At 40.3% G+C, this 25,153-nt stretch carries 21 protein-coding genes; 19 read left to right on the top strand and 2 right to left on the bottom strand.

Going from position 1 to position 25,153, the window contains the following annotated elements; genetic code table 11:
* Positions 1-53: 53 nt before the first annotated feature.
* The 13 genes from murC to IGI54_RS06540 all read left to right on the top strand — a co-directional run bounded on the left by murC (position 54) and on the right by IGI54_RS06540 (position 14,667).
* Entirely contained in the window at positions 54-1,388 is a 1,335-nt protein-coding gene (gene murC, locus IGI54_RS06600; RefSeq protein ID WP_071862755.1) for a UDP-N-acetylmuramate--L-alanine ligase, read from the top strand.
* A 236-nt stretch (positions 1,389-1,624) separates the two neighbouring features.
* On the top strand, positions 1,625-2,107 hold the full coding sequence (locus tag IGI54_RS06595; RefSeq protein WP_071862754.1) for a MaoC/PaaZ C-terminal domain-containing protein: 483 nt from the start codon (positions 1,625-1,627) through the stop codon (positions 2,105-2,107).
* On the top strand, positions 2,100-2,783 hold the full coding sequence (locus IGI54_RS06590) for a Bax inhibitor-1/YccA family protein (protein ID WP_430621482.1): 684 nt from the start codon (positions 2,100-2,102) through the stop codon (positions 2,781-2,783). The genes IGI54_RS06595 and IGI54_RS06590 overlap by 8 nt, the downstream gene beginning before the upstream one ends.
* Positions 2,784-3,287: 504 nt before the next feature.
* Entirely contained in the window at positions 3,288-5,927 is a 2,640-nt protein-coding gene (polA, locus tag IGI54_RS06585; protein ID WP_430620238.1) for a DNA polymerase I, read from the top strand.
* A gap of 61 nt (positions 5,928-5,988) precedes the next feature.
* A complete protein-coding gene (gene mutM, locus IGI54_RS06580) occupies positions 5,989-6,822 on the top strand; it encodes a DNA-formamidopyrimidine glycosylase (RefSeq protein WP_216429034.1) in 834 nt (277 codons plus the stop codon).
* Positions 6,823-6,824: 2 nt separating this feature from the next.
* Positions 6,825-7,424, top strand: coding sequence for a dephospho-CoA kinase (gene coaE / locus IGI54_RS06575; RefSeq protein ID WP_216429035.1), 600 nt, complete (start codon positions 6,825-6,827; stop codon positions 7,422-7,424).
* A gap of 190 nt (positions 7,425-7,614) precedes the next feature.
* A complete protein-coding gene (gene nrdR / locus IGI54_RS06570) occupies positions 7,615-8,088 on the top strand; it encodes a transcriptional regulator NrdR (protein WP_071862750.1) in 474 nt (157 codons plus the stop codon).
* Positions 8,089-8,100: 12 nt separating this feature from the next.
* Positions 8,101-9,411, top strand: a complete 1,311-nt coding sequence (locus IGI54_RS06565) for a DnaD domain protein (protein ID WP_430620237.1) — start codon at positions 8,101-8,103, stop codon at positions 9,409-9,411.
* Positions 9,411-10,337: a primosomal protein DnaI gene (gene dnaI / locus IGI54_RS06560; RefSeq protein WP_430620236.1), complete on the top strand. Its 927-nt coding sequence runs from the start codon at positions 9,411-9,413 to the stop codon at positions 10,335-10,337. The genes IGI54_RS06565 and dnaI overlap by 1 nt, the downstream gene beginning before the upstream one ends.
* Positions 10,338-10,453: 116 nt before the next feature.
* Complete coding sequence (locus IGI54_RS06555; RefSeq protein WP_430620235.1) at positions 10,454-11,167, top strand: tRNA (adenine(22)-N(1))-methyltransferase; 714 nt, start codon at positions 10,454-10,456, stop codon at positions 11,165-11,167.
* The gene (locus IGI54_RS06550) at positions 11,148-12,269 is read left to right on the top strand and encodes a Nif3-like dinuclear metal center hexameric protein (RefSeq protein ID WP_430620234.1); all 1,122 of its coding nucleotides are present in this window, start codon (positions 11,148-11,150) and stop codon (positions 12,267-12,269) included. The genes IGI54_RS06555 and IGI54_RS06550 overlap by 20 nt, the downstream gene beginning before the upstream one ends.
* 24 nt (positions 12,270-12,293) lie before the next feature.
* Positions 12,294-13,523, top strand: a complete 1,230-nt coding sequence (gene pepT, locus IGI54_RS06545; protein WP_430620233.1) for a peptidase T — start codon at positions 12,294-12,296, stop codon at positions 13,521-13,523.
* Positions 13,524-13,632: 109 nt separating this feature from the next.
* The gene (locus IGI54_RS06540) at positions 13,633-14,667 is read left to right on the top strand and encodes a lysylphosphatidylglycerol synthase transmembrane domain-containing protein (protein WP_430620232.1); all 1,035 of its coding nucleotides are present in this window, start codon (positions 13,633-13,635) and stop codon (positions 14,665-14,667) included.
* A gap of 77 nt (positions 14,668-14,744) precedes the next feature.
* Here the strand turns inward: IGI54_RS06540 and IGI54_RS06535 are convergent, their stop codons facing one another.
* Positions 14,745-15,755: a zinc-binding alcohol dehydrogenase family protein gene (locus IGI54_RS06535; protein WP_216429048.1), complete on the bottom strand. Its 1,011-nt coding sequence runs from the start codon at positions 15,753-15,755 to the stop codon at positions 14,745-14,747.
* 156 nt (positions 15,756-15,911) lie between these two features.
* Here IGI54_RS06535 and clpB point away from each other — a divergent pair, with 156 nt between their 5' ends.
* From clpB to tdcB, 6 genes are all read left to right on the top strand, one after another.
* A complete protein-coding gene (gene clpB / locus IGI54_RS06530) occupies positions 15,912-18,515 on the top strand; it encodes an ATP-dependent chaperone ClpB (RefSeq protein ID WP_430620231.1) in 2,604 nt (867 codons plus the stop codon).
* Between the two features lie 263 nt (positions 18,516-18,778).
* The gene (locus IGI54_RS06525; protein WP_430620230.1) at positions 18,779-19,633 is read left to right on the top strand and encodes a glucosaminidase domain-containing protein; all 855 of its coding nucleotides are present in this window, start codon (positions 18,779-18,781) and stop codon (positions 19,631-19,633) included.
* A gap of 187 nt (positions 19,634-19,820) precedes the next feature.
* Positions 19,821-20,741, top strand: a complete 921-nt coding sequence (gene cysK, locus IGI54_RS06520; protein ID WP_313630958.1) for a cysteine synthase A — start codon at positions 19,821-19,823, stop codon at positions 20,739-20,741.
* A gap of 103 nt (positions 20,742-20,844) precedes the next feature.
* Positions 20,845-21,282 (top strand): Fur family transcriptional regulator, encoded by a 438-nt coding sequence (locus IGI54_RS06515; protein WP_071862739.1) that lies wholly within the window; start codon positions 20,845-20,847, stop codon positions 21,280-21,282.
* Positions 21,283-21,682: 400 nt separating this feature from the next.
* Complete coding sequence (ald, locus tag IGI54_RS06510) at positions 21,683-22,792, top strand: alanine dehydrogenase (RefSeq protein ID WP_216429052.1); 1,110 nt, start codon at positions 21,683-21,685, stop codon at positions 22,790-22,792.
* The gene (gene tdcB / locus IGI54_RS06505; protein ID WP_071862737.1) at positions 22,792-23,799 is read left to right on the top strand and encodes a bifunctional threonine ammonia-lyase/L-serine ammonia-lyase TdcB; all 1,008 of its coding nucleotides are present in this window, start codon (positions 22,792-22,794) and stop codon (positions 23,797-23,799) included. The genes ald and tdcB overlap by 1 nt, the downstream gene beginning before the upstream one ends.
* A gap of 344 nt (positions 23,800-24,143) precedes the next feature.
* Here tdcB and IGI54_RS06500 read toward each other — a convergent pair whose 3' ends face one another.
* Positions 24,144-25,061, bottom strand: coding sequence for a magnesium transporter CorA family protein (locus tag IGI54_RS06500; protein ID WP_311899604.1), 918 nt, complete (start codon positions 25,059-25,061; stop codon positions 24,144-24,146).
* Positions 25,062-25,153: the final 92 nt, after the last annotated feature.

Below are 25,153 nucleotides of genomic sequence, written 5' to 3'. Positions count from 1 at the left end.
TATATGATAATGTGAACCGCAAACAATTTTGTACATATAAGGAAGAGGATTAAATGAATAATAAAGACACACTTTATCATTTTGTTGGAATCAAAGGCTCAGGTATGAGCTCATTGGCTTTAGTTTTACATGAAAAAGGCTTTGATGTACAAGGTTCTGACGTCGAAAAATATTTTTTCACACAACGTGATTTAGAAAAAGCCGGCATTACGATTCTGCCATTTAGCAAAGACAATATCAAAGAAGGCATGACGATTATTCAAGGAAATGCGTTTCCTGATACCCATGAAGAAATCGCCCGTGCAAAAGAATTAGGTCTTGAAATCATTCGTTACCATGACTTCATTGGACAATTCATCCAACCTTACACCAGTATCGCGGTAACAGGTTCCCACGGTAAAACGAGTACGACCGGTTTGTTGGCTCATGTATTAAACGGCTTAGCGCCAACTAGCTATTTAATTGGAGATGGTACCGGACACGGTGTTCCAGATGCGACCTTCTTCGCCTTTGAAGCCTGCGAATATCAACGTCACTTTTTAGCCTATGCTCCAGATTACGCAATCATGACGAATATTGATTTCGATCATCCTGATTATTTCAAGAGTATCGCTGATGTATTTGAAGCGTTCCAAACGTTGACTTCACAAGTCAAAAAAGGGATCTTCGCATACGGCGATGATGAATACTTACGTAAATTAAAAGCGGATGTACCGGTTTATTACTATGGTTTATCTGACAATGATGACATTCAAGCCCGCAACATCGTTCGTACGACGAATGGTTCTGCCTTTGATGTCTACCACGATGAAAAATTCATCGGTCGTTTTGCTGTCCCATCATTTGGTAAGCACAACATTTTGAATGCATTATCTGTCATTGCTGTCGCATACTTCGAAGAGTTAGACATGGATAAGGTTAGAGAAGAAATGTTAACATTCAATGGCGTAAAACGTCGCTTCACTGAGAAAAAGGTCGCGGACATGATTATTGTTGATGACTACGCGCATCATCCGGCAGAAATCAAAGCAACAATCGATGCTGCTCGTCAAAAATATCCTGAAAAAGAATTGATCGCGGTATTCCAGCCTCATACTTTCACTCGGACGATCGCTTTGATGGACGAATTCGCTGAAGCGTTAGATCGTGCCGATCGCGTTTACCTTTGTGATATTTTCTCTTCTGCTCGTGAAACAGCCGGCGAAGTAAAAATCGAAGACCTTGGTGCAAAAATCCAAAAAGGCGGACAAGTTTTGAAAGAAGAAAACATGTCACCATTATTGGATCATGAAAATGCGGTAGTCGTCTTTATGGGTGCCGGAGATGTTCAAAAGTTCGAACGGGCTTACGAAGACTTACTAAGTAATACCACTCGTAACGTTTTATAATCGGACTCAAAAAGCTGAGACAATTACTGTCTCAGCTTTTTTGCAAGTTTTGGCAGGTTAAATCAATCATCTACAGGTAGATTCTAAATCTTTCTGTAGGTTTTAAAAAATAGAGTGGACAGTTTGCTTTGCTGCCTTTCTCAAAAAGAGTTTACGAAACTATTTAGGAAGAAGTTACAAGCTTGTGTTTTCCTTCTATTCTGCTAAAATATTGAATAGAACATATATCGGAGGGAATGAATTTGTATAATATGAAGGCTCGGAAAGTAGGCAAAACGATCGACGAAATCGAAGAAGGTGACTCGTTATCGTTAACGGAATCGATCGAGGATAATCAGATTCTTTTATATCTTGGTTTGACAAATGACGCAAATCCTTTGTACATCCAACACGACTATGCGAAAGAAACTGAGTATGAACAGCCGCTTGTACCATCAATCATGTTGATGGGGATCATTACAAGTGCGATTTCTAAACATTTACCAGGACCGGGTTCTCATGTAGTGAATTTTTCGATCAATTTTATTGATCCGGTATTTCATTATGAAACATTGACGTTTGAGTTTGAAGTAATCAAAGTGGATAAAATGAAAGATGTCGTGACAATCTCTGTTGAAGCTGTCGAAGCAACGGACAACGAAGAGAAACGCATCTTAGACGCGGTGGTCATGGTGAAACCGCCACAACCGCAAATAGGAGATGATTTAAATGATGAATAATCAAGAAACACGCGTATCTGGTCTGAACCGTTTCTACGGAAAAATCTATGCCTTTCTAGCATTAGGAATCGGAATCAGCGCAGTAATTTCATATATGGCATTAGGACCATGGATGCAACAAGTGCAGAACTTTATCAATAATTTTCCCTTAGGCTTTTGGGGAATCTGGATCGCCGAGATCGCGTTAGTTATTTTTCTTGGCGTAAAGGCGCAAAAAAATCCGACATTGGCAATCAGCGGTTTTATCATATATTCCGCTTTGAATGGTTTGACGTTAGCAGTTACCTTGGCAATGTATGACATTGGCACAGTGACTCAAGCCTTTGTGACCGCCTCGGCAACCTTCTTAGTGATGTCTCTGGTGGGTTCATTTACAAAGCGGGATCTATCTGGACTTGGTCGGGCAGCATTAAGTTGTTTGTTTGGGATTATCATCGCGATGCTGTTAAATGTCTTTTTACTTCACAGTGGAGCGGTTGACTTCTTTATTTCAATTTTAATGGTAGTCGTGATGTCAGGAGTCACCGCCTATGACAATCAAATGATCCGCAAGATTTATCAAGGAACCAATGGTGAAGCTGGTAATGGTGTGGCCGTTTTCATGGCCTTACAGCTATATTTAGACTTTATCAACCTATTCATCTCATTCCTTCGAATCTTTGGAAGCAGCAAATAGAGACGATTTCTCGTCTCTATTTTTTTCGTTTCATTGATCAACAATTAATTTGAAAAAATCCGGCGCATTCTTTTCTTTTCATAAGAGACTTTGTTAAAATGAAGGGCGAAGGACTTGCCAGTTCTGCTTCTTGCTTTAGCGAGATTAGTAGAATGGTAGGTGTACGAAATTCTTTTAATTTTAACGAGTTAGCTCAATTTTAGTTAGCAATATTCGACAGGTGAACTGCTGAGAAATATCAACTAAAGTCATCGAGCAAACTATTTAGCGGGATGATAATCGTACAGAGCAAGAAACTTATTTTTTAGTTTATGAAAATAAATCCATTAAAACGAAGTAGGTTTCAGTTCCGCTTTTGGCAGTAGTTAAAGAGCTGAGCTGCTAGAAAACAAAAGTTAGAAATATTTATCAAGCAGTTTAGCGGAATGATAATCGTGCTGAGCAAGAAACTTATTTTTCGGTTTTGAAAAATAAATCCATTAAAACGAAGTAGGGGTCGAGTATATGAGTGAAAAGAAATTATTATTAGTTGACGGAAACAGTGTGGCTTTCCGGGCTTTTTTTGCCTTGCATAATTCTTTGGAGCGTTTCAAAAATAAAAATGGACTCCACACGAATGCTATCTACGCCTTCAACAATATGTTTGAAAACGTGATGGAACGTGAAAAGCCAACCCATGTGTTAGTGGCTTTTGATGCTGGCAATACGACATTTCGGACGGCGATGTATTCAGATTATAAAGGCGGGCGTTCAAAGACGCCAGGAGAATTTCGTGAGCAGATGCCATATTTACGTGAGTTGTTAGTCGGGCTCGGCGTGAAACATTACGAATTAGATAATTACGAAGCGGATGATATCATCGGGACATTGGCACATCGGGGAGAAGAAGCGGGTTTCGAGGTAGTAGTCTTATCGGGGGACCGAGATTTGACGCAATTAGCGACAGACAAAGTCAAAGTTGATATTACCGTCAAAGGCGTTAGTGAAATTGAATCTTACACACCTGAACATGTGGCGGAAAAATATGATGGCTTGACGCCAAATCAAATCATCGATATGAAAGGTCTAGCTGGCGATACATCGGATAACTATCCTGGTGTGACTAAAGTCGGTGAGAAGACCGCGATCAAATTATTGAAACAATTTGGCAGTGTCGAAGGGGTATACGAAAATATCGACGAGCTGAAAAAAAGTAAAATGAAAGAAAATTTGATTAACGACAAAGATCAAGCGTTTCTTTCGAAAGAATTGGCTACCATTAAAGTTGATGCGCCAGTCGAAATTTCGATTGATGAACTGGTGTACAACGGAAAAGATTTGGATAAATTGATTCCGTTCTTCAAGGAAATGGACTTCAAAGGTTTTTTAAGCAAATTGAATGTGGAAGAAGAGGAAGTGGAGCTGGAAGACATCCATTTTGAAGTTGTCAGCACCTTCAATGAAGAGATGTTTACGGCTGATTCCGCTTTGTATGTTGAGATGCTGGATGACAATTACCATCTTTCTGATATTGTGGGAGTCGCTTGGGGCAGTAAAGAGAAAATTTATGTGACGACTGAGTTGGAACTTTTTGAAAATGCAGCCTTTAAGAAATGGTTAGCGAAGGCGGATGGAAAAAAAGTTTACGATGCGAAGCGGACCTATGTTGCGTTGAATCGGTATGTCGGTAAAACCGAAGGAATCAATTTTGATGCTCTTTTAGCGGCCTATTTACTAGACACGAATGACAACAGCAATGATATCGCCGGTGTGGCTCAATATTATGGCTATACGGAGATTCAAACAGATGAGCAGGTTTACGGCAAAGGGGCGAAAAAGGGCTTGCCGGAGGACGAGGAAGTATTCTTCGGACATTTGGCTCGTAAGATCAAAGCGATTCAATTCCTTAGTGAAAAATTAGAAAAGGAATTGGAAGAAAAGCAGCAAGACAAATTGTTCTATCAAATGGAATTGCCGTTATCACGAATTTTAGCTGAGATGGAGATTGCTGGAATTACCGTGGATGCGCAACGTTTGCAAAACATGCGGGGCGAATTTTCCAAACGATTACAAGAAATCGAAGAAAAAATCTATCAAGATGCCGGGGAAGAATTTAATATTAATTCACCGAAACAGCTGGGTGTGATTTTATTTGAGAAAATGCAGCTGCCAGTAATTAAGAAAACCAAGACGGGGTATTCAACGGCTGTCGATGTGTTAGAACAACTTCGTGAGCAGGCACCAATCGTGGAGCATATTTTAGATTATCGCCAGCTGGCAAAAATCCAATCGACCTATGTTGAAGGACTTTTGAAGGTGATCCAAAGTGATAATAAAATCCATACCCGCTACATCCAAACCTTGACTCAAACGGGCCGCTTAAGTTCGGTCGATCCGAATCTACAAAATATTCCGATTCGTTTAGAAGAAGGGCGAAAAATTCGTCAAGCCTTTGTGCCGCGAGCTGAAAATTGGGTGATTTATTCTTCCGACTATTCACAAATCGAATTACGGGTCTTGGCGCACATTTCTGGTGATGAACATTTGAAACAGGCTTTTCGAGATGGGATGGATATCCACACCAGTACTGCGATGCGAGTCTTTAATGTCTCAGAAGATGAAGTAACGCCTAACATGCGGCGCAATGCGAAAGCCGTGAATTTTGGAATCGTTTATGGAATCTCCGATTATGGCTTATCGCAAAATCTTGGAATTACTCGAAAGGCCGCGCAAGAATATATCGACACGTATTTTGAAAATTATCCAGATGTTAAACGTTATATGGAAGAAAGCGTTCGTGAAGCGAAGGATAAAGGCTACGCTGCGACCTTGTATAATCGTCGTCGCTATTTACCAGACATCAATGCCCGTAATTTCAATCTACGTTCTTTTGCAGAGCGGACCGCAATTAACACACCTATTCAAGGCAGTGCGGCAGATATTTTGAAGTTAGCAATGATCGAGATGGCGAAGCGTTTGGAAGCAGAAAAACTGCAAGCAACAATGCTATTGCAAGTGCATGATGAATTGGTCTTTGAAGTGCCAGAAAGTGAACTAGAACAATTAGATCAATTAGTCAAAGAAGTGATGGAAAATACCGTCCAATTAGATGTGCCATTGCTAACGGATAGCAATTGGGGCAAAACTTGGTACGAAGCAAAATAAGCGGAGGCTGGGAGAGATTCCAGCTTCTTCTTTTAATGAGTGACATCGGGGAGGAAGAGCAATGCCTGAATTACCAGAAGTGGAAACAGTCCGAAAAGGATTAATTTCTTTAGTCAAAGGCAAGACGATCGCAAAAGTCGATGTTTATTGGCCGCGAATCATTGAAATGCCTGAAGTAGAAACATTTCAGCAGCAAATTATCGGTGAAACGATTGAAGACGTGGAGCGTCGTGGAAAATATTTGATTTTTCAATTATCTCATTACGAAATGGTGTCTCATTTGCGAATGGAAGGCAAGTACGAATTCTTTTCAGAAGCGAAACCATTAGATAAGCATAGCCATGTTCGCTTTATCTTTACCGATGGATCAGAATTGGTCTATCATGATGTCCGAAAATTTGGTCGGATCGCCTTATTAAAAAAAGGTACGGCGAAGCACTATAAAGGACTGACACAGCTGGGACCAGAACCTACGGATGAGGATTTTTCATTAGCGGATTTTAAAGATCAGTTGAAAAAATCAGCGACTATGATCAAGCCATTGCTGTTAAATCAAAAAGTCGTAGCAGGTTTAGGAAATATTTATGTGGATGAAGTATTGTGGTTAGCGAAAATTCATCCGGAACAACCAGCTAATTCTTTAAGCCCCCAAGCCGTAAAAAAATTACGGGAAGCCATCATCGAAGTGATCGCCAAAGCAAAGGAAGCTGGCGGAACAACAATAAGAACCTATTTGAATGCCTTAGGAGAAGCGGGACATTTTCAACAGGAGTTGCATGTCTATGGACAAACGGGAAAACCGTGTCCGCGCTGCGGAACGGCAATTATTAAAATAAAAGTCGCGCAACGGGGAACACATCTATGCCCTCACTGTCAGAAATTAAAGAAGGTGTAACTATGAGCTATGTATTAGGAGTAACTGGTGGCATCGCAAGTGGAAAATCAACAGTGGTAAAGGTCTTTCGCAAAGCAGGTTTTCCGATTGTTGATGGCGACGTCGTGGCGCGCGAGGTCGTTGAACCAAATACTGCTGGCTTGAAGGCCTTGATAACAACTTTTGGATTGGAAATTTTGCAAAAGGATGGTCAACTGGATCGAAAGAAATTAGGACAAATTGTTTTTGCAGATGAAAAGAAACGTCAGCAGCTGAATCAAATCCTAGATCCCTTTATCCGCAGCGCAATTGAACAGCAGGTAGAAGAAGCGAAAGAGCAATCAGCTCTAGTCATTGTAGATATACCGCTGCTTTTTGAAGGACATTACGAAGGCTTGATGGATGCAGTAGCCGTGGTTTATGTAACATCAGAAATCCAATTACAGCGTCTCATGAACCGTGATGGGTATGATAAATCAGAAGCTTTGAAGCGAATCAACAGCCAGCTTTCGTTAGAAGAAAAGAAAAGTCGAGGCGATCTTGTCTTTGATAATTGCCAGTCAGTAGAAAAAACACAAGAACAAGTCATAAAGTGGCTAAAAGAAAATAATTTTGTTTCTTAAAGTTTTCGGCGTCGTAGCGTTACGACGCTTTTTTTAGCCGGCTGGTTATGTTAAACTCATGTTATATAAAGGATTTTGCATTATTTATTAACCGATTAAAGAAGTTTACAGATAACAGAATAAATGATTCAGCAAATTGCTGATTACAAAGAATAAAATCAAAAAAAGAACGAAAGAGTGGGGTGAAGGAATGCGTTGTCCTAGATGTAACCATAATAATTCTCGAGTGATTGATAGCCGCCAAACTGATGATGGACGAGCGATTCGCCGACGTAGAGAATGTGAAAGCTGTGGCTTCCGTTTTACAACCTTTGAACGGATCGAAGCCGCACCGTTATTAGTAGTCAAACGCAATGGCGACCGGGAAGAATTTAGTCGAGATAAAATCTTACGGGGCTTGATTCGTTCCGCTGAAAAACGACCAGTAGCAATGGAACAGATGGAGCAAATCGTGGATCGAGTAGAAAACCGTGTTCGCAGCATGGGAGAAAATGAAGTCCCAACGAGCCAGATCGGAGAATTCGTCATGGAAGACTTAATGGAAGTGGATGAGATTGCGTATATTCGCTTTGCCAGTGTGTATCGCCAGTTCAAAGACATGTCTGTCTTCTTGAAAGAATTACAAGAAATCGTCGATAAAGCCAAGACGCCAGACGAAGAATAGGGAGGCTTTTTAGTGGCAGATGAACTTAAACCCAGTACCTTTTATACGGTCTACGGTGAGCCACAATTGGATCAAAGTAAACAAAACGCACTGCTGTACCTCTATCAGCCAATCATTGGCAGCACGGCTTTAAGCTTATATTTAAATTTAGTCAGCGATCTTATGATTGAGGGAAAAAGTCCTAGCTTGATGCACACCGATTTATTGGCGACACTTGATACAGGCTTAATGAATTTAGTCAAAGCTCGCCACAAACTAGAAGGAATCGGATTGTTAGAGACGTATCAGCAGGAAGATCATGAAATTGGCATGAACCTGATTTATCAGCTGCGAATCCCCTTAGCGCCTGACAAGTTTTTTCAAGATCCGTTAATGTCTTTTCTTTTGATGGATAAGGTCGGGGACCGGCGTTATGAACGATTAATCAATCGTTTCAAACCAGTCACCGTGGATAAGCAAAAGACACAAAACATCACGAAACGCTTTCGCGATGTTTATCGACTTGATGAATCGGCTTTTGCCAGCCATAGTGAAGTGTTAGACCAAACGGCGGAAAATTTTACAGAAAAGGAAGACTTCGATTGGACGTTGTTTACACAACAATTGAAACGTTTCAATCTGTTTATCAGCCTTGAGGAACGGGAGAAGCTCCAGACGTTTTATACACTCTATGGTCTGAATGAATTGGATCTAGCGGAATACGTGGCTAAAGCTTCGGCCGGTGAAAAAAAGGGATTGAATTTTAATTATTTACGCCAATTGTTGAATAAAGAAAAAAGCCCCGTCATTGCTGCTGCGAAGCCAGCGGAACAAGAGCCGGAAGAAATTGATAGTAACTTTTCTCAGCAAGAACGGGAAATTATTAATCAAAGCAAAAAAATTCCACCTGTTACCTTTTTACGAGCGATTAAACGTGAAAAAGGCGGTTATGAAACCAACACGGAAGTTCGGTTGTTAGAAGAACTGATTGGCCGTAATTTATTACCGAAAAGTGTCATTAATATTATTGTTAATTATATTTTGGTGATTCAAAATCAGGCGGTAATCAATGCTAATTATTTAAATGCGATTGCCAACGATTGGGCTCAAAAAAAGATTACGACTCCGGAAGCAGCGATTGCCCACGTTCGAGACAATAACCAAAAGCTGATACGTAAAACACAGCCAAGCCGACCTAGTTATCAAAAACGTGGAACCGGACGCAAAGAAGCTTTACCAGAACATATTAAACAGCCGCCGAAAGAAACTAAGCTTAGTCCTGAAAAAGAGGCGGAATTGAATCGCAAATTAGCAGAATATCTAAGTAAAGAAGGTGATGACTAGTGGAAGATGTAGGAAAAGAATTGAATCGCATCATTAAAAGCCGTGGTGTCGATGGCCGTTATCGTCAAATGATGGAAGAAGTCTTAGCTGATAAGGATATTCGTGACTTTATCGAAGACCATAAAGAGAAGCTATCGCAGACAGACATCGAAAAATCTTTCGCCAAGCTCTATGAATTTGTACAAGAAAAGAAAAAATATTTAGCCGGTGATCCAAGTATGATCGCACCAGGCTATGAACCACAGCTAAGCTTGAATTTCCACTTCATCGACGTGACGTATGTGCCGACGGATGAGCTGTTACGACTGAAACGAGAAGAAGAGATTCGTAATCGAGTCAATTCTTTAGATATGCCTAAGGATATTCGTAAAGCGTCTATCCGCACCTTTGAAGTCACCTCTGGCCGCAGCGAAGCGTTAGAAGCGTCGTTGGACTTCATTAATCAATACGAGAACAGCCCAAAAACCTTTCATAAGGCGCTATTTCTTGTTGGCGATTTTGGGGTAGGCAAAACTTATTTATTAGGTGCGGTGGCGCATGAATTGGCGGTTAAGGGATTTGAAACAACCTTACTGCATTTTCCAACCTTTGCCGGTGAAATGAAACAAGCAATCTCAAATGATAAAGTCGGTCCGAAATTGGATGAAGTCAAACGTTCGCCGATTTTAATGATTGATGACATCGGAGCAGACTCAATGAGCGCGTGGATTCGCGACGAAGTGTTGGGCGTTATTCTGCAGCATCGTATGCAAGAACAATTACCGACGTTCTTCTCATCGAACTTCAACATGGACCAGCTGGAAAAACATTTATCGGTCACGCAACGTGGCGATGAAGAGCCTTTGAAGGCAAAACGGATCATGGAGCGGATTCGCTATCTGAGCCAAGAGATTTGGGTCATTGGTGAAAATCGTCGAAATGGTTAAAAAAAGAAATTTCTCTTAGAAAAAAACAAACGCCCTATTAAAAAGCGCTGTCATTCAGCTCTTTTTAGGGGCGCTTTTTTTAAGGAGTGTTATAATAAAATTTAGGATGTGAAAAAATGAACGCGAAGGATTTATCAATTCGTTTACAAAAAGCAGCAGAGTATGTCCCGCAAGGTGCTCGCTTAGCCGACATTGGTTCGGACCACGCATATTTGCCTGTGGCTCTGATGCTGCAAAATAAAATTTCTTATGGGATCGCCGGCGAAGTCGTAGCAGGGCCTTTTAAATCTGCTCAAAAGCAAGTTGCGAAAAATGGTTTGGAAGAAAAAATCGATGTTCGCCTAGCTGATGGTTTAGAAGCCGTTGAATTAGCGGATGAAATTTCTGCTATAACGATTTGCGGCATGGGGGGCGTATTGATTCGTGATATCTTGCAACGAGGCAAAGAAAAAAATCGTTTGTCTGGTAAGGAACGTTTGATTCTGCAACCAAATGTCGGTGAACCGCAATTACGCCATTGGTTAGTCGCTGAGGGTTATAAAATCATCGAAGAAGCAATCGTTGCCGAAAATCATAAAATCTATGAAGTTTTAGCGGCGGAGAAAGCCTCAACTACACCTGAGTATACAGAGAAGGAACTTTTTTTCGGTCCCATTTTGTTACAAGAACACAGCCCGGTTTTTATCGAAAAATGGCAACATAAACTAGCGAAAAGCGAAAAAATCTTAGCCAGCTTGCATCAAAGCGATCAAGATGTGGCAGATAAGATTCAAGCAGTCAGTCAAGAAATCGAATGGATCAAGGAGGTACTTGCAGATGCAGGGAAATGAATTTATCCAACGCTTCAATGATTATTGTCCAGAGTGGTTAGCAGAAGAAGGGGACCCAGTTGGTTTGCATATCGGCACCTTGAACAAAGAAGTCAAACGGATCATGATGAGTTTGGACGTTCGCCCCAACGTTGTAGCTGAAGCCATCGAAAAGAAGATCGACTTACTGATCGTTAAACATCCACCGATTTTTCGTCCGGTCTCACGATTGACTACAGATGATGTGCAGACGAAGATGTATGCTGATTTGATTAAGCATGACATCGCAGTTTTTGCGGCGCATACCAATATGGACATTATTCATAATGGGTTGAATGATTGGTTTTGCCAACTGCTCGAAGTTATTGATACCGACTATCTGATTCATACCCATACGGTTAAAATGAAAAAATTAGCAGTCTACGTTCCCCAGACTGATGCAAAGAAAATGCGCGAGGCGCTGGCTAAAGCTGGCGCAGGCCAACAGGGAAATTATCAAGGAACCTCTTTTACCATGAACGGTACCGGACGTTTTACGCCAAATGAGCAAGCAAATCCAACAATCGGCTCCGCGAATACACCGGAACAAGTTCAAGAAAGCAAGGTTGAAGTAATTTTCCCAGAGACGAAGCAAACAGCAGTAGTGGCAGCAATGATTGCGGCTCATCCTTACGAGGAACCTGCTTATGATATCTATTCACTTGATAATTTGGCTGAAAACTTCGGCATTGGTCGAGTTGGAGAATTAAAAACGGCCATGCCTACCGAAGATTTTATCGCGAAAGTGAAACAAGTTTTTAATTTGGAAGGATTACGAGTCGTTTATCCTCATCAATCAAAAGAAAGTATCAAACGTGTAGCCATCTGCGGCGGTAGCGGTGAGAAATTTTTTCGTGATGCGCTAGCAGCGAAGGCTGATGTTTATATTACCGGAGACGTGTATTACCACACCGCCCACGAAATGCAAGAGACGGGAATGCTGGTAATCGATCCGGGTCATTATATCGAGTCATTATGCAAAGAAAAAATGGTGGCTCTGTTTAACCAATGGAAAAATGAAGAAGGTTGGAACGTCGATTTCTATGTGTCTGAGACTTCCACTAATCCCTTCTCATTTAAATAAAATAGCATTAAAGGAGAGAGTAAGATGTACGAAAATTTATTACCACGTTTTTTACACTATGTAAAAACAGAAACTCGTTCTGATGCGACAAGCACCACAACACCTTCAACCCAAACACAGGTAGCCTTTGCCCACGAGCTAATGAAAGAGCTTGAAGAAATTGGCATGAAAGAGATTGCCTACAATGAAAAGAACGGCTATGTGATCGCGACTTTGCCAAGCAATATTGACAAAGAAGCACGGACGATCGGTTTTATCTCTCACATGGATACCGCTGACTTTAACGCTGAAGGCGTGAATCCGCAAATCATTGAAAATTATGATGGCGAATCAACTATTAAATTAGACACTGACGGAAAATATACATTGAATGTCAAAGATTTTCCTAACTTAAAAAATTATAAAGATCAAACATTGATCACGACTGACGGCTCTACGTTACTTGGTTCAGATGACAAATCTGGGATCGCTGAGATCATGACAGCTATGGAATATTTGATTAATCATCCAGAAATCAAGCATGGAGAAGTGCGCGTCGGCTTTGGTCCCGATGAAGAAATCGGAATCGGCGCAGATAAATTTGACGTGAAAGAATTCAATACTGATTTTGCTTACACAATGGATGGCGGCCCAATCGGCGAATTACAATATGAAACCTTCAGTGCTGCTCAAGCTGAAATCACTATGCACGGTAAAAATGTTCACCCAGGAACAGCCAAAAATACGATGATCAACGCGTTGCAAATGGCGATTGATTTCCATAACCAATTACCAGAAGGCGACCGTCCTGAAAAAACGGATGGTCGTGAAGGATTCTTCCACCTATTAGCGTTAGACGGCAATGTAGAAGAAGCGAAGATGACGTACATTATTCGTGACCATGATCATGATAAATTCGAAGAACGCAAACAAATGATTACCGATCTTCAAAATAAAATGAATAGCCAATTTGATCAAGAACGTGTTGAAATCAACATGTATGATCAATACTACAACATGGGCGAAATTATCAAAAAAGATATGAGCGTCATTGAACTTGCGAAGGGCGCGATGGAAGAAGTGGGCATCACTCCAATCATCGAACCAATCCGCGGTGGGACTGATGGCTCTAAAATTTCATTCATGGGAATTCCTACACCAAATATTTTCGCCGGTGCTGAAAATATGCACGGACGTTTCGAGTTTGTGTCATTACAAACAATGGAAAAAGCCGTTGACGTGATCGTTAAGATTATTGAAAATAACGGAAAATAATCCTTTTGATATTGAGAAAAAAGCTTTAAGCTCACGCTTAAAGCTTTTTCTTTTTTTGCGTGTTTCTTTATGGTAGGCTAGAACAATAAATAGAAATTGAGGCTGAGAAATGAAATCTTCCATAAATCGAAAGCTGATTCTAAATATTTTATTGTTTGTCGTGATGATTGGGGTCATTGTTTTCGTGATTCGCGATTCTTTAGGTGAGATATTTGCGGAATTAGGAAAAACATCTTTACCGGTGCTACTAGGCGGGACTGCTTTGGGTCTGATCAGTCAAATTATTGAAGGCTATACAATCAAGACGATCGCTGGCGAGTTTCAATCGGGATTCACGATTCGGGATGGTTTTTTTGCTTCAGCTTATTCGACTTTTTATCGCGTTATTACTTTTGGTACGGGATCCATCTTATCCGAGGTGATCTATTATCATAAAAAAGGGCTGAAATATTCTGAAGGTACGGGAACTAGTGCGCTGCGAATGATTACTTATAAAATCGCCTTGATGGTTTGGGCGTTCGTCTTTTTAATTGTGAAAGGGGATGCGATCCAAGCACATATTTCCAACGGTATTTTTTTAGTGATTGCGGGTATCGGTGTTACTTTGCTAATTATTTCTACCTTGCTACTCTTAAGTTTGAATATTAATGCGCAAGTATTTTTTGTAATTATTTGTAATCGTTTCTTAAAGCGGCAAAAATTACGGGATGGCGTCGATCGGCTAAACGAACAAATCTATTCACTGAGAGGCGCGATTAAAACGTTTATTCGTGACCGGAGTGCGGTGCTGCGAGTTTTTTGTTCAAATATGGGGAAATTAGTCGTTTGGTATTTACTGCCATATTTTATTTTAGTCCAAGATTATCCTGAAATCGATTTTTTCCTGACGGTCGCGTTGATCAGCTTTACGGTTATTCTTGGCGGCGTTTTACCGGCTCCTGGGGGTATCGGCGGTTTTGAGTTCGTCTATGTATTATTATTTAGAAATGTTGTTGGCAGAGTTGATGCAGTGTCCTCTTTGCTATTATATCGGTACGCGACCTATCTACTGCCGTTTCTAATCGGAATGATCTATGTCCTATTTAACAAGCAGCGGCAAATCAATCATGAAATTAAAGCAGCGAAAAAGGAAGCCGACAGTTGATTGTCGGCTTCCTTTTTTTTGAATAAAAACTGTTGATTAGCAAATAAACTAAAATTTTCTTGAAGGGAATGACCGCTTTAATAGTGAACGACTAATTTACCGATCATGTTGTTTTCTTCCACTAATTGATGGGCTTGGTAGAAGACCTCCGGTGAAAATCCGGGAATGATCTTCGTCAGTGTGCTGTGAATTTTTTTCTCTTGTAGTAAACGAACCAATAATTCTAAGATAGCACCTTGAGAAGCGACTTTATAATCATAGTCCGTCTTAGCGAACATATACTCCCAGTCAAAACTGCCGGATTTATTTTTCAAAATAGTCAAATCCAAATCTTTATTGGCTGCGACGATCGAGCCAAGGTGACCGAAAGGTTCTAGTAGTTCACTCATTTCAGTGAAATAGCGATCGGTCGAATGAAGAATTAGTATGTAAGGCAGTTGAGTAAATCCGATTTTTTTTAATTGTTTCGTTAGATCTTTATGATGATCGATCACATGATCGGCGCCCATCTTTTCAGACCAGTCTTTAGTCTCTTTACGCGAGGCAGTCGTAATAACTTTCAAGCCTGCCCACTTGGCTAATTGAGTCGCCACCGAGCCAACTCCGCCAGCACCATTAATAATCAAAATGGTTCCTTGATTTTGACTTTCTTCAGGAATCAATCCCATTTTTTCAAATAGCATTTCGTAGGCAGTGATAAAAGTCAAAGGCATCGCGGCAGCTTCATCGGTAGCGAGTTCATTTGGCAAACTTGCGACTAAACGAGAATCAATCACTTGGTTTTCGCTATAGCTGCCAAAACGCTTTGTAGTACCAGCGAAAAGAACACGATCGCCGACTTGTAAATGTGCTACTTTATCACCAAGTTGAGTGATGATACCAACGCTATCGTAGCCTAAAACGTGGGGCTGCTGCGTTCCTTTGCCGCTTTGTCTCAGCTTCGTATCAACAGGATTAATCGAAACTGCTAAATTTTTCACAACGATATCAAATTTATTTAATTTTGGAAGCATTACTTCATACGTTTCAAAATGGTTTCCTTCAGAAAGCGGGAAACCTTTTTCGAATCCAATCACACGAGAAATCATTGAATCACTCTCTTTCTATTTTGAAAGAATTGTAGCATTAATTCTTTTTTCTTCATAATAATTAATTTTGTCTTTTGGTTGCCTAATTATTTGACCTTTACTGACCAAAAGAATATACTATTATTGTAAAAGATTATAATTGTCGGAGGTATGAATATGAATATCGAAAAAATGACGACGACTTTACAAGAAGCAATCGCTGAAGCGCAACAAATCGCGGTGACGCGGCATCATCAAGAAATCGACATTGCCCACCTATGGAAAATATTTTTACAGCCTAATCATTTTGGCCGTAATTTTTATACGGATGCAGGCATTGATGTGGATCAGTTTGAGCAACAGGTGGATCAAGCATTAGACGCTTATCCTACAGTAAATGGCGGCAATGTCCAGTATGGTCAAAACCTTAGTCAAAATTTGTTCAACTTATTAAATGAAGCAGATAAATTGAGAGAAAAATTTCAAGATGACTTCTTATCAACGGAAATCGTCCTATTAGCGTTAATGAAACTAAAAAATTATTCCTTGACGAAATATTTGAATCAACAAGGATTAAATGAAAAAGAAGTACAGAAAAATATTGAAGAGATGCGAGGAGGGGATCGAGTGACCTCACAAAATCAAGAAGAAACGTATAAAGCCCTAGAAAAATATGGCGTAGACTTAGTTCAACAAGTAAAAAACGGCAAGCAAGATCCGATTATTGGGCGTGACGAAGAGATTCGTGACGTGATTCGGATTTTATCAAGAAAAACTAAAAACAATCCTGTACTGATTGGCGAACCGGGTGTCGGTAAAACCGCGATTGTCGAAGGTTTGGCCCAACGGATCGTCCGAAAAGACGTACCGGAGAATTTGAAAGACAAAACGGTTTTCTCATTAGATATGGGCTCATTAATCGCCGGTGCGAAATACCGCGGTGAATTTGAGGAGCGTTTGAAAGCTGTTCTAAAAGAAGTCAAAAAATCCGATGGTCGAATCTTACTTTTCATTGATGAGATCCATAACATCGTGGGTGCAGGGAAAATCGAAGGCAGTATGGATGCGGGGAATTTGTTGAAACCTATGCTGGCTCGCGGGGAATTGCATTTGATCGGTGCCACTACCTTAGACGAATATCGTCAGTATATGGAAAAGGACAAAGCTTTAGAGCGTCGTTTCCAAAAAGTTTTAGTCAAGGAACCCACCGTCGAAGATACCATCAGTATTTTGCGGGGATTGAAGGAACGTTTTGAAATCCATCACGGGGTTAATATTCATGACAATGCGTTAGTAGCAGCAGCGACCTTATCAGACCGCTATATTACCGATCGTTTTTTACCGGACAAAGCGATTGATTTGGTGGATGAAGCTAGCGCTAGCATTCGGGTGGAAATGAATTCAATGCCGACGGAGCTAGATCAAGTGACACGGCGTTTAATGCAGTTAGAGATTGAAGAAGCTGCATTGAAAAAGGAAAGCGACGATGCCAGCAAGAAGCGGCTAGAAAGCTTACAGGCAGAGCTAGCTGATTTACGGGAAGAAACCAATGCGATGAAACTGCAATGGGAAACGGAAAAAGAAGAAGTCAATGTCGTTTCCAATAAACGGGCAGAGATTGACCAAGCCAAGCATGAGTTGGAAGATGCGGAAAATAATTACGATTTAGAACGGGCGGCCGTGCTTCGTCACGGCACGATTCCGAACTTGGAAAAAGAATTGGCCGACTTGGAAGAAAAAAATCAACAAAATGATATTCGGATGGTGCAAGAGTCCGTCACCGAAAATGAGATTGCACAAGTCGTCGGTCGTTTGACAGGTATTCCAGTCACGAAATTGGTCGAAGGTGAGCGGGAAAAATTACTAAGCTTGAACAGCACGCTGCACAAACGGGTTATTGGTCAAGATGAAGCAGTGGATGCGGTCAGTGATGCGGTACTACGCTCGCGGGCAGGGCTGCAAGATCCTAATCGCCCACTAGGCTCTTTCTTATTCTTAGGGCCTACGGGGGTCGGTAAGACGGAACTGGCCAAAGCTTTGGCGGAAAATCTTTTCGACTCTGAGGATCACATGGTAAGAATCGACATGAGTGAATATATGGAGAAACATTCTGTGTCACGGCTAGTTGGAGCACCTCCAGGTTATGTTGGTTATGAGGAAGGCGGACAATTAACGGAAGCTGTTCGTCGGAATCCGTATACGATTATTTTATTGGACGAGATCGAAAAGGCGCATCCAGACGTTTTCAACATTTTATTACAAGTCTTAGATGACGGACGTCTGACCGATTCGAAAGGCCGCTTAGTCGATTTTAAAAACACGGTCCTAATCATGACTAGCAATATTGGTTCTCAAGTACTGTTGGACGGGGTAACGGCTGATGGAAACATTCCAGAAGCTACGAAGGATCAAGTGTTAAGTCTGTTACGAGGACATTTTAAACCAGAGTTTTTGAATCGAATTGATGATACAATTTTGTTCACGCCGTTAAGCTTAGAAGACGTGAAAGGAATCGTAGAAAAAATCGTTCAACACTTATCGCATCGCTTAGAAGAACAAGAAATTCAATTAGATATCACAGAAGATGCGAAAAGCTGGATCGCTGAAAAAGCTTACGAGCCGCAATACGGCGCACGTCCACTGAAACGGTTCATTACACGGGAAGTAGAGACACCGTTAGCAAAAGAAATTATTGCCGGCCGGGTGCTGCCTAAGACAAAAGTTTCTATCGAATTATTTGATGACCAATTGGTTTTTCAAAATCAACCTATCGAAGCATAAAATAATTATGTAAACAAGACAATTGTGTTTTAAAGTGGATCAGTTTTTAAGCTGATTCACTTTTTTAACGGATTTAAATAAGGTATTTCGAAAAAGCAATAGAATTTAAACTGAAATATAACTACTTTTTCATTACACATGTTACGAAGTAATGACAATTTGTCGAAACAACGTTGTTTGAATTGTTTGTTAATTATTCTTGGATTATAATTTCAAAGTAACGTAAAAAGAAGAGTGTAGGTAGGGTTTCATGGAGGTAAAAAATGAGCCAATTTAAAACACGTATCGAGAGAAACAATTATATAAGAGAACAAAAAAAAGAAAAGCGGATAAGTAGGGCGAAAAAGAGTGCGCCTTTACTAGGGACGGCAATGATTCTTGCACCAGCCGCGATTTCTATCAATAGTGTAAAAGTGAATGCGGCGGAAGTCGGGCAAACACAAAATCAATCGGCATTTATTGAACAGCTAGGTGCTTCTGCGATGCAAGTGTCTGCATCAAATGATTTATACGCATCGATAATGGTTGCTCAAGCATTAGTTGAAACGGGCTTTGGATCGTCGTCATTATCAAGTGCTCCGTATTACAATTTATTTGGCGTAAAAGAATACAGCGGTGGTCCATCAGTCACTATGAGTACCCAAGAATACTTAAATGGTCAGTGGGTTACGATGAATGAGCCTTTTGCTGTGTACGGCAGCTACAGTGAATCTTTTCAGGCCCATGCGAGCCTTTTAAGAAGTTCTTATTATGCAGGCGCATGGAAAAGTCATACGAACAGTTATCAAGATGCAGCAGTCTATTTAACGGGACGCTATGCGACAGACCCTGGGTATGCCGGAAAATTAATCTCATTGATTCAAACGTATGGTTTGACTCGTTTTGATACACCAGGAGCCGGTACAGCGGTTGAATCAACCGATCAAGGACAAACACAGCAAACAGTTTCTAATGGAAGTGAAGCAACACAAACAAGTGGTCAATCATACACAGTCCAATCAGGGGATTCTTTTTGGGGAATCGCTGAAAAATTTGGAATTAGTGTCGACCAGTTAATGGCGGATAATGGTTGGACTTCTGCAACCACCATCATGCCTGGAGAAACGATTACTATTTAATTGATTGGTAAGATGAAGCAACACGCTTCATCTTTTTTTCTTGAATAAAACTCTGAGGGAAGATTTTATTTAGAAAAAATCTTTAAAGTTACTCTAGGTTGAAGCGCTTTAAAAGTCGAAATTCTCGCATCTTTGCTCTTTTTTCGTTAATATAACTTACATAAGGTAAGGAATGGAGCGAAATAAAATGACAAAAATTTATCAATCTATTTTAGAAACGATAGGCGACACACCGATCGTAAAACTTAACCACATGACAACAAGTGAGATGGCGGAAATATACGTTAAAGTTGAATCCTTTAATCCAGGCGGAAGTGTGAAGGATCGGATTGCTTTACGAATGATTGAAGACGCCGAACATTCTGGGAAATTGACAGCAGGTATGACGATTATTGAACCGACTTCTGGAAATACAGGAATTGGTCTAGCTATGGTCGGAGCTGCTAAAGGATATCCAGTAACGTTAGTAATGCCGGAAACGATGAGCGTTGAACGCCGGAAATTAATGCAAGCTTATGGGGCAGATTTAGTTTTAACTCCCGGAGCGGACGGTATGAAAGGCGCGATTGCTAAGGCAAATGAGTTAGCTGAAAAAAATGGTTGGTTCGTCCCAGCTCAATTTGACAATCCAGCGAATCCAAAAGTTCATGAAGAAACGACAGCTAAAGAAATCGTCAATGCCTTTGAAAAAAATGGTTTAGACGCATTTGTTGCTGGTGTTGGTACAGGTGGTACGATCACAGGTGTTGGTAACGAATTGAAGCGGATGTATTCGGATATTAAAATTTATGCGGTAGAACCGGAAGAATCTCCTGTTTTAGAGGGTGGTCAATCTGGTCCACATAAAATCCAAGGAATTGGCGCTGGGTTTGTTCCAAGTATTTTGAATACTAACATTTATGATGAAGTTTTACCGGTGAAAAGCAGCGATGCCATGGAGACTGCCAGAGAAATTGCCAAAAAAGAAGGAATTCTAGTTGGTATTTCTTCAGGAGCGGCACTATTTGCGGCATTAGAAGTAGCTAAAAAAATGGATTCTAGTCAAAAAGTATTGGTTTTACTGCCTGATAATGGTGAACGTTATTTGTCTACTGAATTATTCCAATAAATCCGATAAGTTTACGAAAAAGATTAATTTTTGAATCCAACTAGTATTTCCCCTCAGATAATAGTATCATTTTAATAGAGAATCCAATAGAGGAGGGGCTTATATGGTTAATGAGGCAGTTGATCAAGCGGTCAAAGAATTAAAGGCCGGCGGAGTAAGAATCACGCCACAACGTTATGCCATCTTAGAATATCTGATCCAGTATCGCAGTCATCCAACAGCTGATGAGATTTTTCGCTCGTTAGAAGGCCGCTTCCCCAATATGAGTGTGGCTACTGTGTACAATAACTTGAGAAAATTTGTCGAAATAGGGATTGTGCAGGAGATGAACTATGGAGATGCGGCTAGTCGTTTTGATTTTACAAACAAGCAGCATTATCATGCGATTTGTACAGATTGTGGTAAGATCGTGGATTTTTTCTATCCAGGATTGGAAGATGTTGAAATGGCATCCAGCAAGTTGACAGGCTATAAAATCAACAAGCATCGTTTAGAAGTTTATGGGTTATGCCCAGATTGCCAAGCAAAAGTCGAAGAGTAATCTTCGACTTTTTTTGTTCGGTTCTTGCAGGTTGTAAGGAATAACTTTCCTGCACTTTTTAAAGTAAAATTACTTAGTAATGCTACTATTTTTGAAAATAATAAAAAATCAATAAATTCGAAGAATCACATAAAAGAACGAGAACGATTCCATTATATTTATTTGTTAGACTAGTTTAAGGAGAACACATTTCGAATAAATGAAAAAATTCTTATTTAAAAAAGCCGTTTTAACGGCTTTTTTTGTTTATAAGATCAACTAATAATGAATATTGTTTTGAACTAAATGAGATATCAATAACACTTGAAAGCTTATCGTTGTATAAAAAAAGCATTGTGATATATTAAACATGTTCCAAGGTTAAATAACTTTGGTAAATAATCTTTGGGAGTGAATGGCTATGAAAATAGGCGTAATTAAAGATCCAAAACAAGGTGAAGCACGTGTAGGTATGACACCTGAAAATGTAAAAATTTTAGTTGAAGCAGGAAACGAAGTACTTGTTGATGATAACGCAGGTGCAGGCTCAGGCTTTACAAATGAACAATATATTGAAGCTGGCGGTAAAATCGTTGATACAGATACTGCTTGGACAGCTGAATTGATCGTAAAAGTAAAAGAACCAATGGAAAGTGAATACCACTACTTCAAAAAAGGTCAAATCATCTGGGGCTTCTTACATTTAGCTGCTAACAAAGCTTGTGTTGAAAAAATGATGGAAGTTGGCGTGACAGCTTTGTCAGGCGAAAACATCTCAATCAACGGCGTATTAGAATTATTGAAACCAATGAGTGCGATCGCTGGACGTCGTGCAGTAAATCTAGGTCAATACTATTTAGAAAAACAACATGGCGGCGAAGGAATCTTACTTCCAGGAATCGACGGCGTTGAAGCAGGAACAGTGGTCATCTTAGGCGGCGGGAACGCAGCAGAAAATTCAGCTGATATGGCTGTTGGAATTGGTTGCCACGTCATCATTCTTGAAGTGAACGAAAACCGCATCAAACAATTACAAGAACGTTATAAAGATCACAATGTTGATGTGTTAGTTTCAAACACTGAAAACTTAGAAGAAAAAATCAAAGAAGCTGATGTGTTTATCTCGACAGTCTTGATTCCAGGAGCGAAGCCACCAAAATTAGTTAAAGAATACATGGTTGAATCAATGAAACCAGGTTCAGTCATCGTTGATATCGCGATTGACCAAGGTGGTACGGTTGAAACAATCGACAAACCAACTAACCATGCAGACCCAGTCTTCACTAAACACGGCGTGATCCACTATGCTGTACCGAATATGCCTGGTGCAACACCAAGAACAGCAACGATCGCGTTAGCAAAAGGTAATATCTCGTTCCTTAAAGATGTCAGTGTCAAAGGTCTTGAAGCCGCGTTGAAATCTGACGAATCATTAGTTTCAGGTCTAAGTGTATACAATGGTAAAGTAGTTTCTAAAGCATTAGCAGATTCAATCGATGTGACTTATACCGAAGTGGGAGATGTACTGTAATGACTCAAACAATGACAAAATTACCAGTATCAATCGAAGATATCCATGAAGCAAAAAATGTTGTAAAACAATACGGACGGGTAACACCGTTGATTCAATCAATGTTCTTAACGGCTCAAACGGGCGGTCAAGTTTTCTTAAAATTAGAAAATATGCAATTAACAGGATCATTTAAATTCCGTGGAGCTTTCAACAAGATTGCTCATTTAACTCAAGCGGAAAAAGATAAAGGGGTTATCGCGGTTTCTGCTGGAAACCACGCACAAGGTGTAGCGTTGACTTCTAGATTATTAGGAATCGAAAGCACGATCGTAATGCCTGAAACAGCTCCTAAAGCGAAAGTTGAAGCAACGGAAGGCTACGGTTCCAAAGTAATCCTTCATGGTGCTGGTTTTGACGATGCAAAAGCATATTGTGAAAAAATCGTTGAAGAAACAGGTGTGACGTATATCCCACCTTACGATGATGAATGCGTGATGGCTGGACAAGGAACAATTGGTCTTGAAATCCTAGATTCAATTTGGGATGTGGATACTGTCGTTGTTCCTGTCGGCGGCGGCGGATTGATTTCTGGTATCGCGGTAGCAATGAAAACATTTAATCCAAATATCAATATCATTGGGGTACAGGCAGACAACATTCATGGGATGACTGCTTCGTTCCGCGAAGGCAAAAAAGTTGGCTACAAAACTGGTGCGACAATCGCAGACGGTTGTGCGGTAGAATTTCCTGGAAACCTAACCTTTGAAGTTGTTGAAGAATTGGTTGACGATATGGTAACCGTATCTGAACAAGAAATTGAACTTGCAATGAAAGATTTGATCCAACGGACGAAGATCGTCGTTGAAGGAGCAGGCGCTTTAGCAACTGCAGCCATTCTTTCAGGTAAAGTAGACAAATATGTGAATGGCAAAAAAGTCGTTGCAGTCGTTTCTGGCGGTAACGTTGACTTGAACCGAATCACTGATGTTATTGGACACTTCTCAGTAGCGAACGAATTGAAATAATAAACAGTTAAAACAGGCAGCGTTCACATCCTCGCTGCCTGTTTTTTTGACTATGAAGAAAGTATAAAATTTTCAAATGAATAAATCGCTTTACAGCAGGCATATTCATGTCCGGCTTCACGAACTAGCTTTATCGGCAATAAGCAAAACTATTTCGAAATTTGAGAAACAATTTAGAAATCGTTTGGTCTTATTGCTCAGCTGACTCCTAATTAGGGAATCATTTTTCCAAAAACACGAAAAATGATTCTGATTGTCGTCACGCATACCCTTTTTCTAATCTCAATAAAGCGAGAAGAAAAACTGGCAAAAAGCTGAGCGAGTCCGCGTAAGCCTTTCTTAACTTAAGCGTCATAATCCTTTTTAAATAAATAGACGCCGCTAACGATGGAAACAATCAATGCTAAGAGCACCACCATGATGGAGCCAATCTCAGAATCACGCCAGAGCAATCCACCGGTATTAATCCCCCATAGACTAAAAATTAACGTTGGTAATGCTAAGAGCAAAGAAGCCGTGTTTAGAAATTTCATTAGCTGGTTCAGCCGATTATCCATCATACTGTTGATCAATCCGCTGATAGAGCCTAGCATCTCGCGATAAATTTGAACAGAAGTCGTGGCCTGTTTAGACTGTAACTCGATTTCAATTGCTAAATCCCGATCGGAAGCCACTAGACTCGAATCCAATAATCGATCAATTGTTTTTAATTGTTCCTTTAAAAGATTGTCGATGTATACGAGATTTTTTTCCGTATGGGTCGTTTGTTCAAGGATATTTTTATTAGAGCCGTGAGCAGTTCCTTGACTGATTTCTTCGATAGTCTTTCGTTGTTCTCGTAAAAAAATCAGATAATGTTCATTGATCGTCTGTAACATATGGAGAATCAGGCCGGCTTTAGTAAAGATTTCCGTCTCGAAATTTTGCAGCACTTCTTGAATTAGCGAATTATCACTGACGGTTATCAGCACTTCAGGAGTCAAGAATACCGAAACTGTTGAAGATAAAGATTCAGGTTCATCCACGGATTGGATATCAACAAAGAGCATCAAGCATAGTGGATTCTTTTCCTTGGTTTGATATTTTTTGAAAAAGGAGACATTGGAATATTTTTGACCTAAGGTAAAAAAGTTTTTCGGTAGATCATAGGCCTCGTGTAACTGTTCCTTTTCGGCATCGGTGGGATTATCAACCGCGAGCCAATTACTGGCGTGTGCGCTTTTTTTTACGCCAGTATCGGATATTGTGAAATAATCGATCATTAGAAGAACCTCCTAATCTATTCTTTAATAAGGCTCCTGGCTATGTAGTAAAGGAGTCAGAAAAATTTTCCTTGTTTTTATTATCTTCTCAA

The sequence above is a fragment of the Enterococcus sp. DIV0800 genome (genome assembly GCF_050559735.1).
Classification (GTDB): domain Bacteria; phylum Bacillota; class Bacilli; order Lactobacillales; family Enterococcaceae; genus Enterococcus_A; species Enterococcus_A devriesei.
The sequence above is the reverse complement of the archived record's forward strand: the minus strand, read 5'-3'. Positions and strand labels throughout refer to the sequence as shown.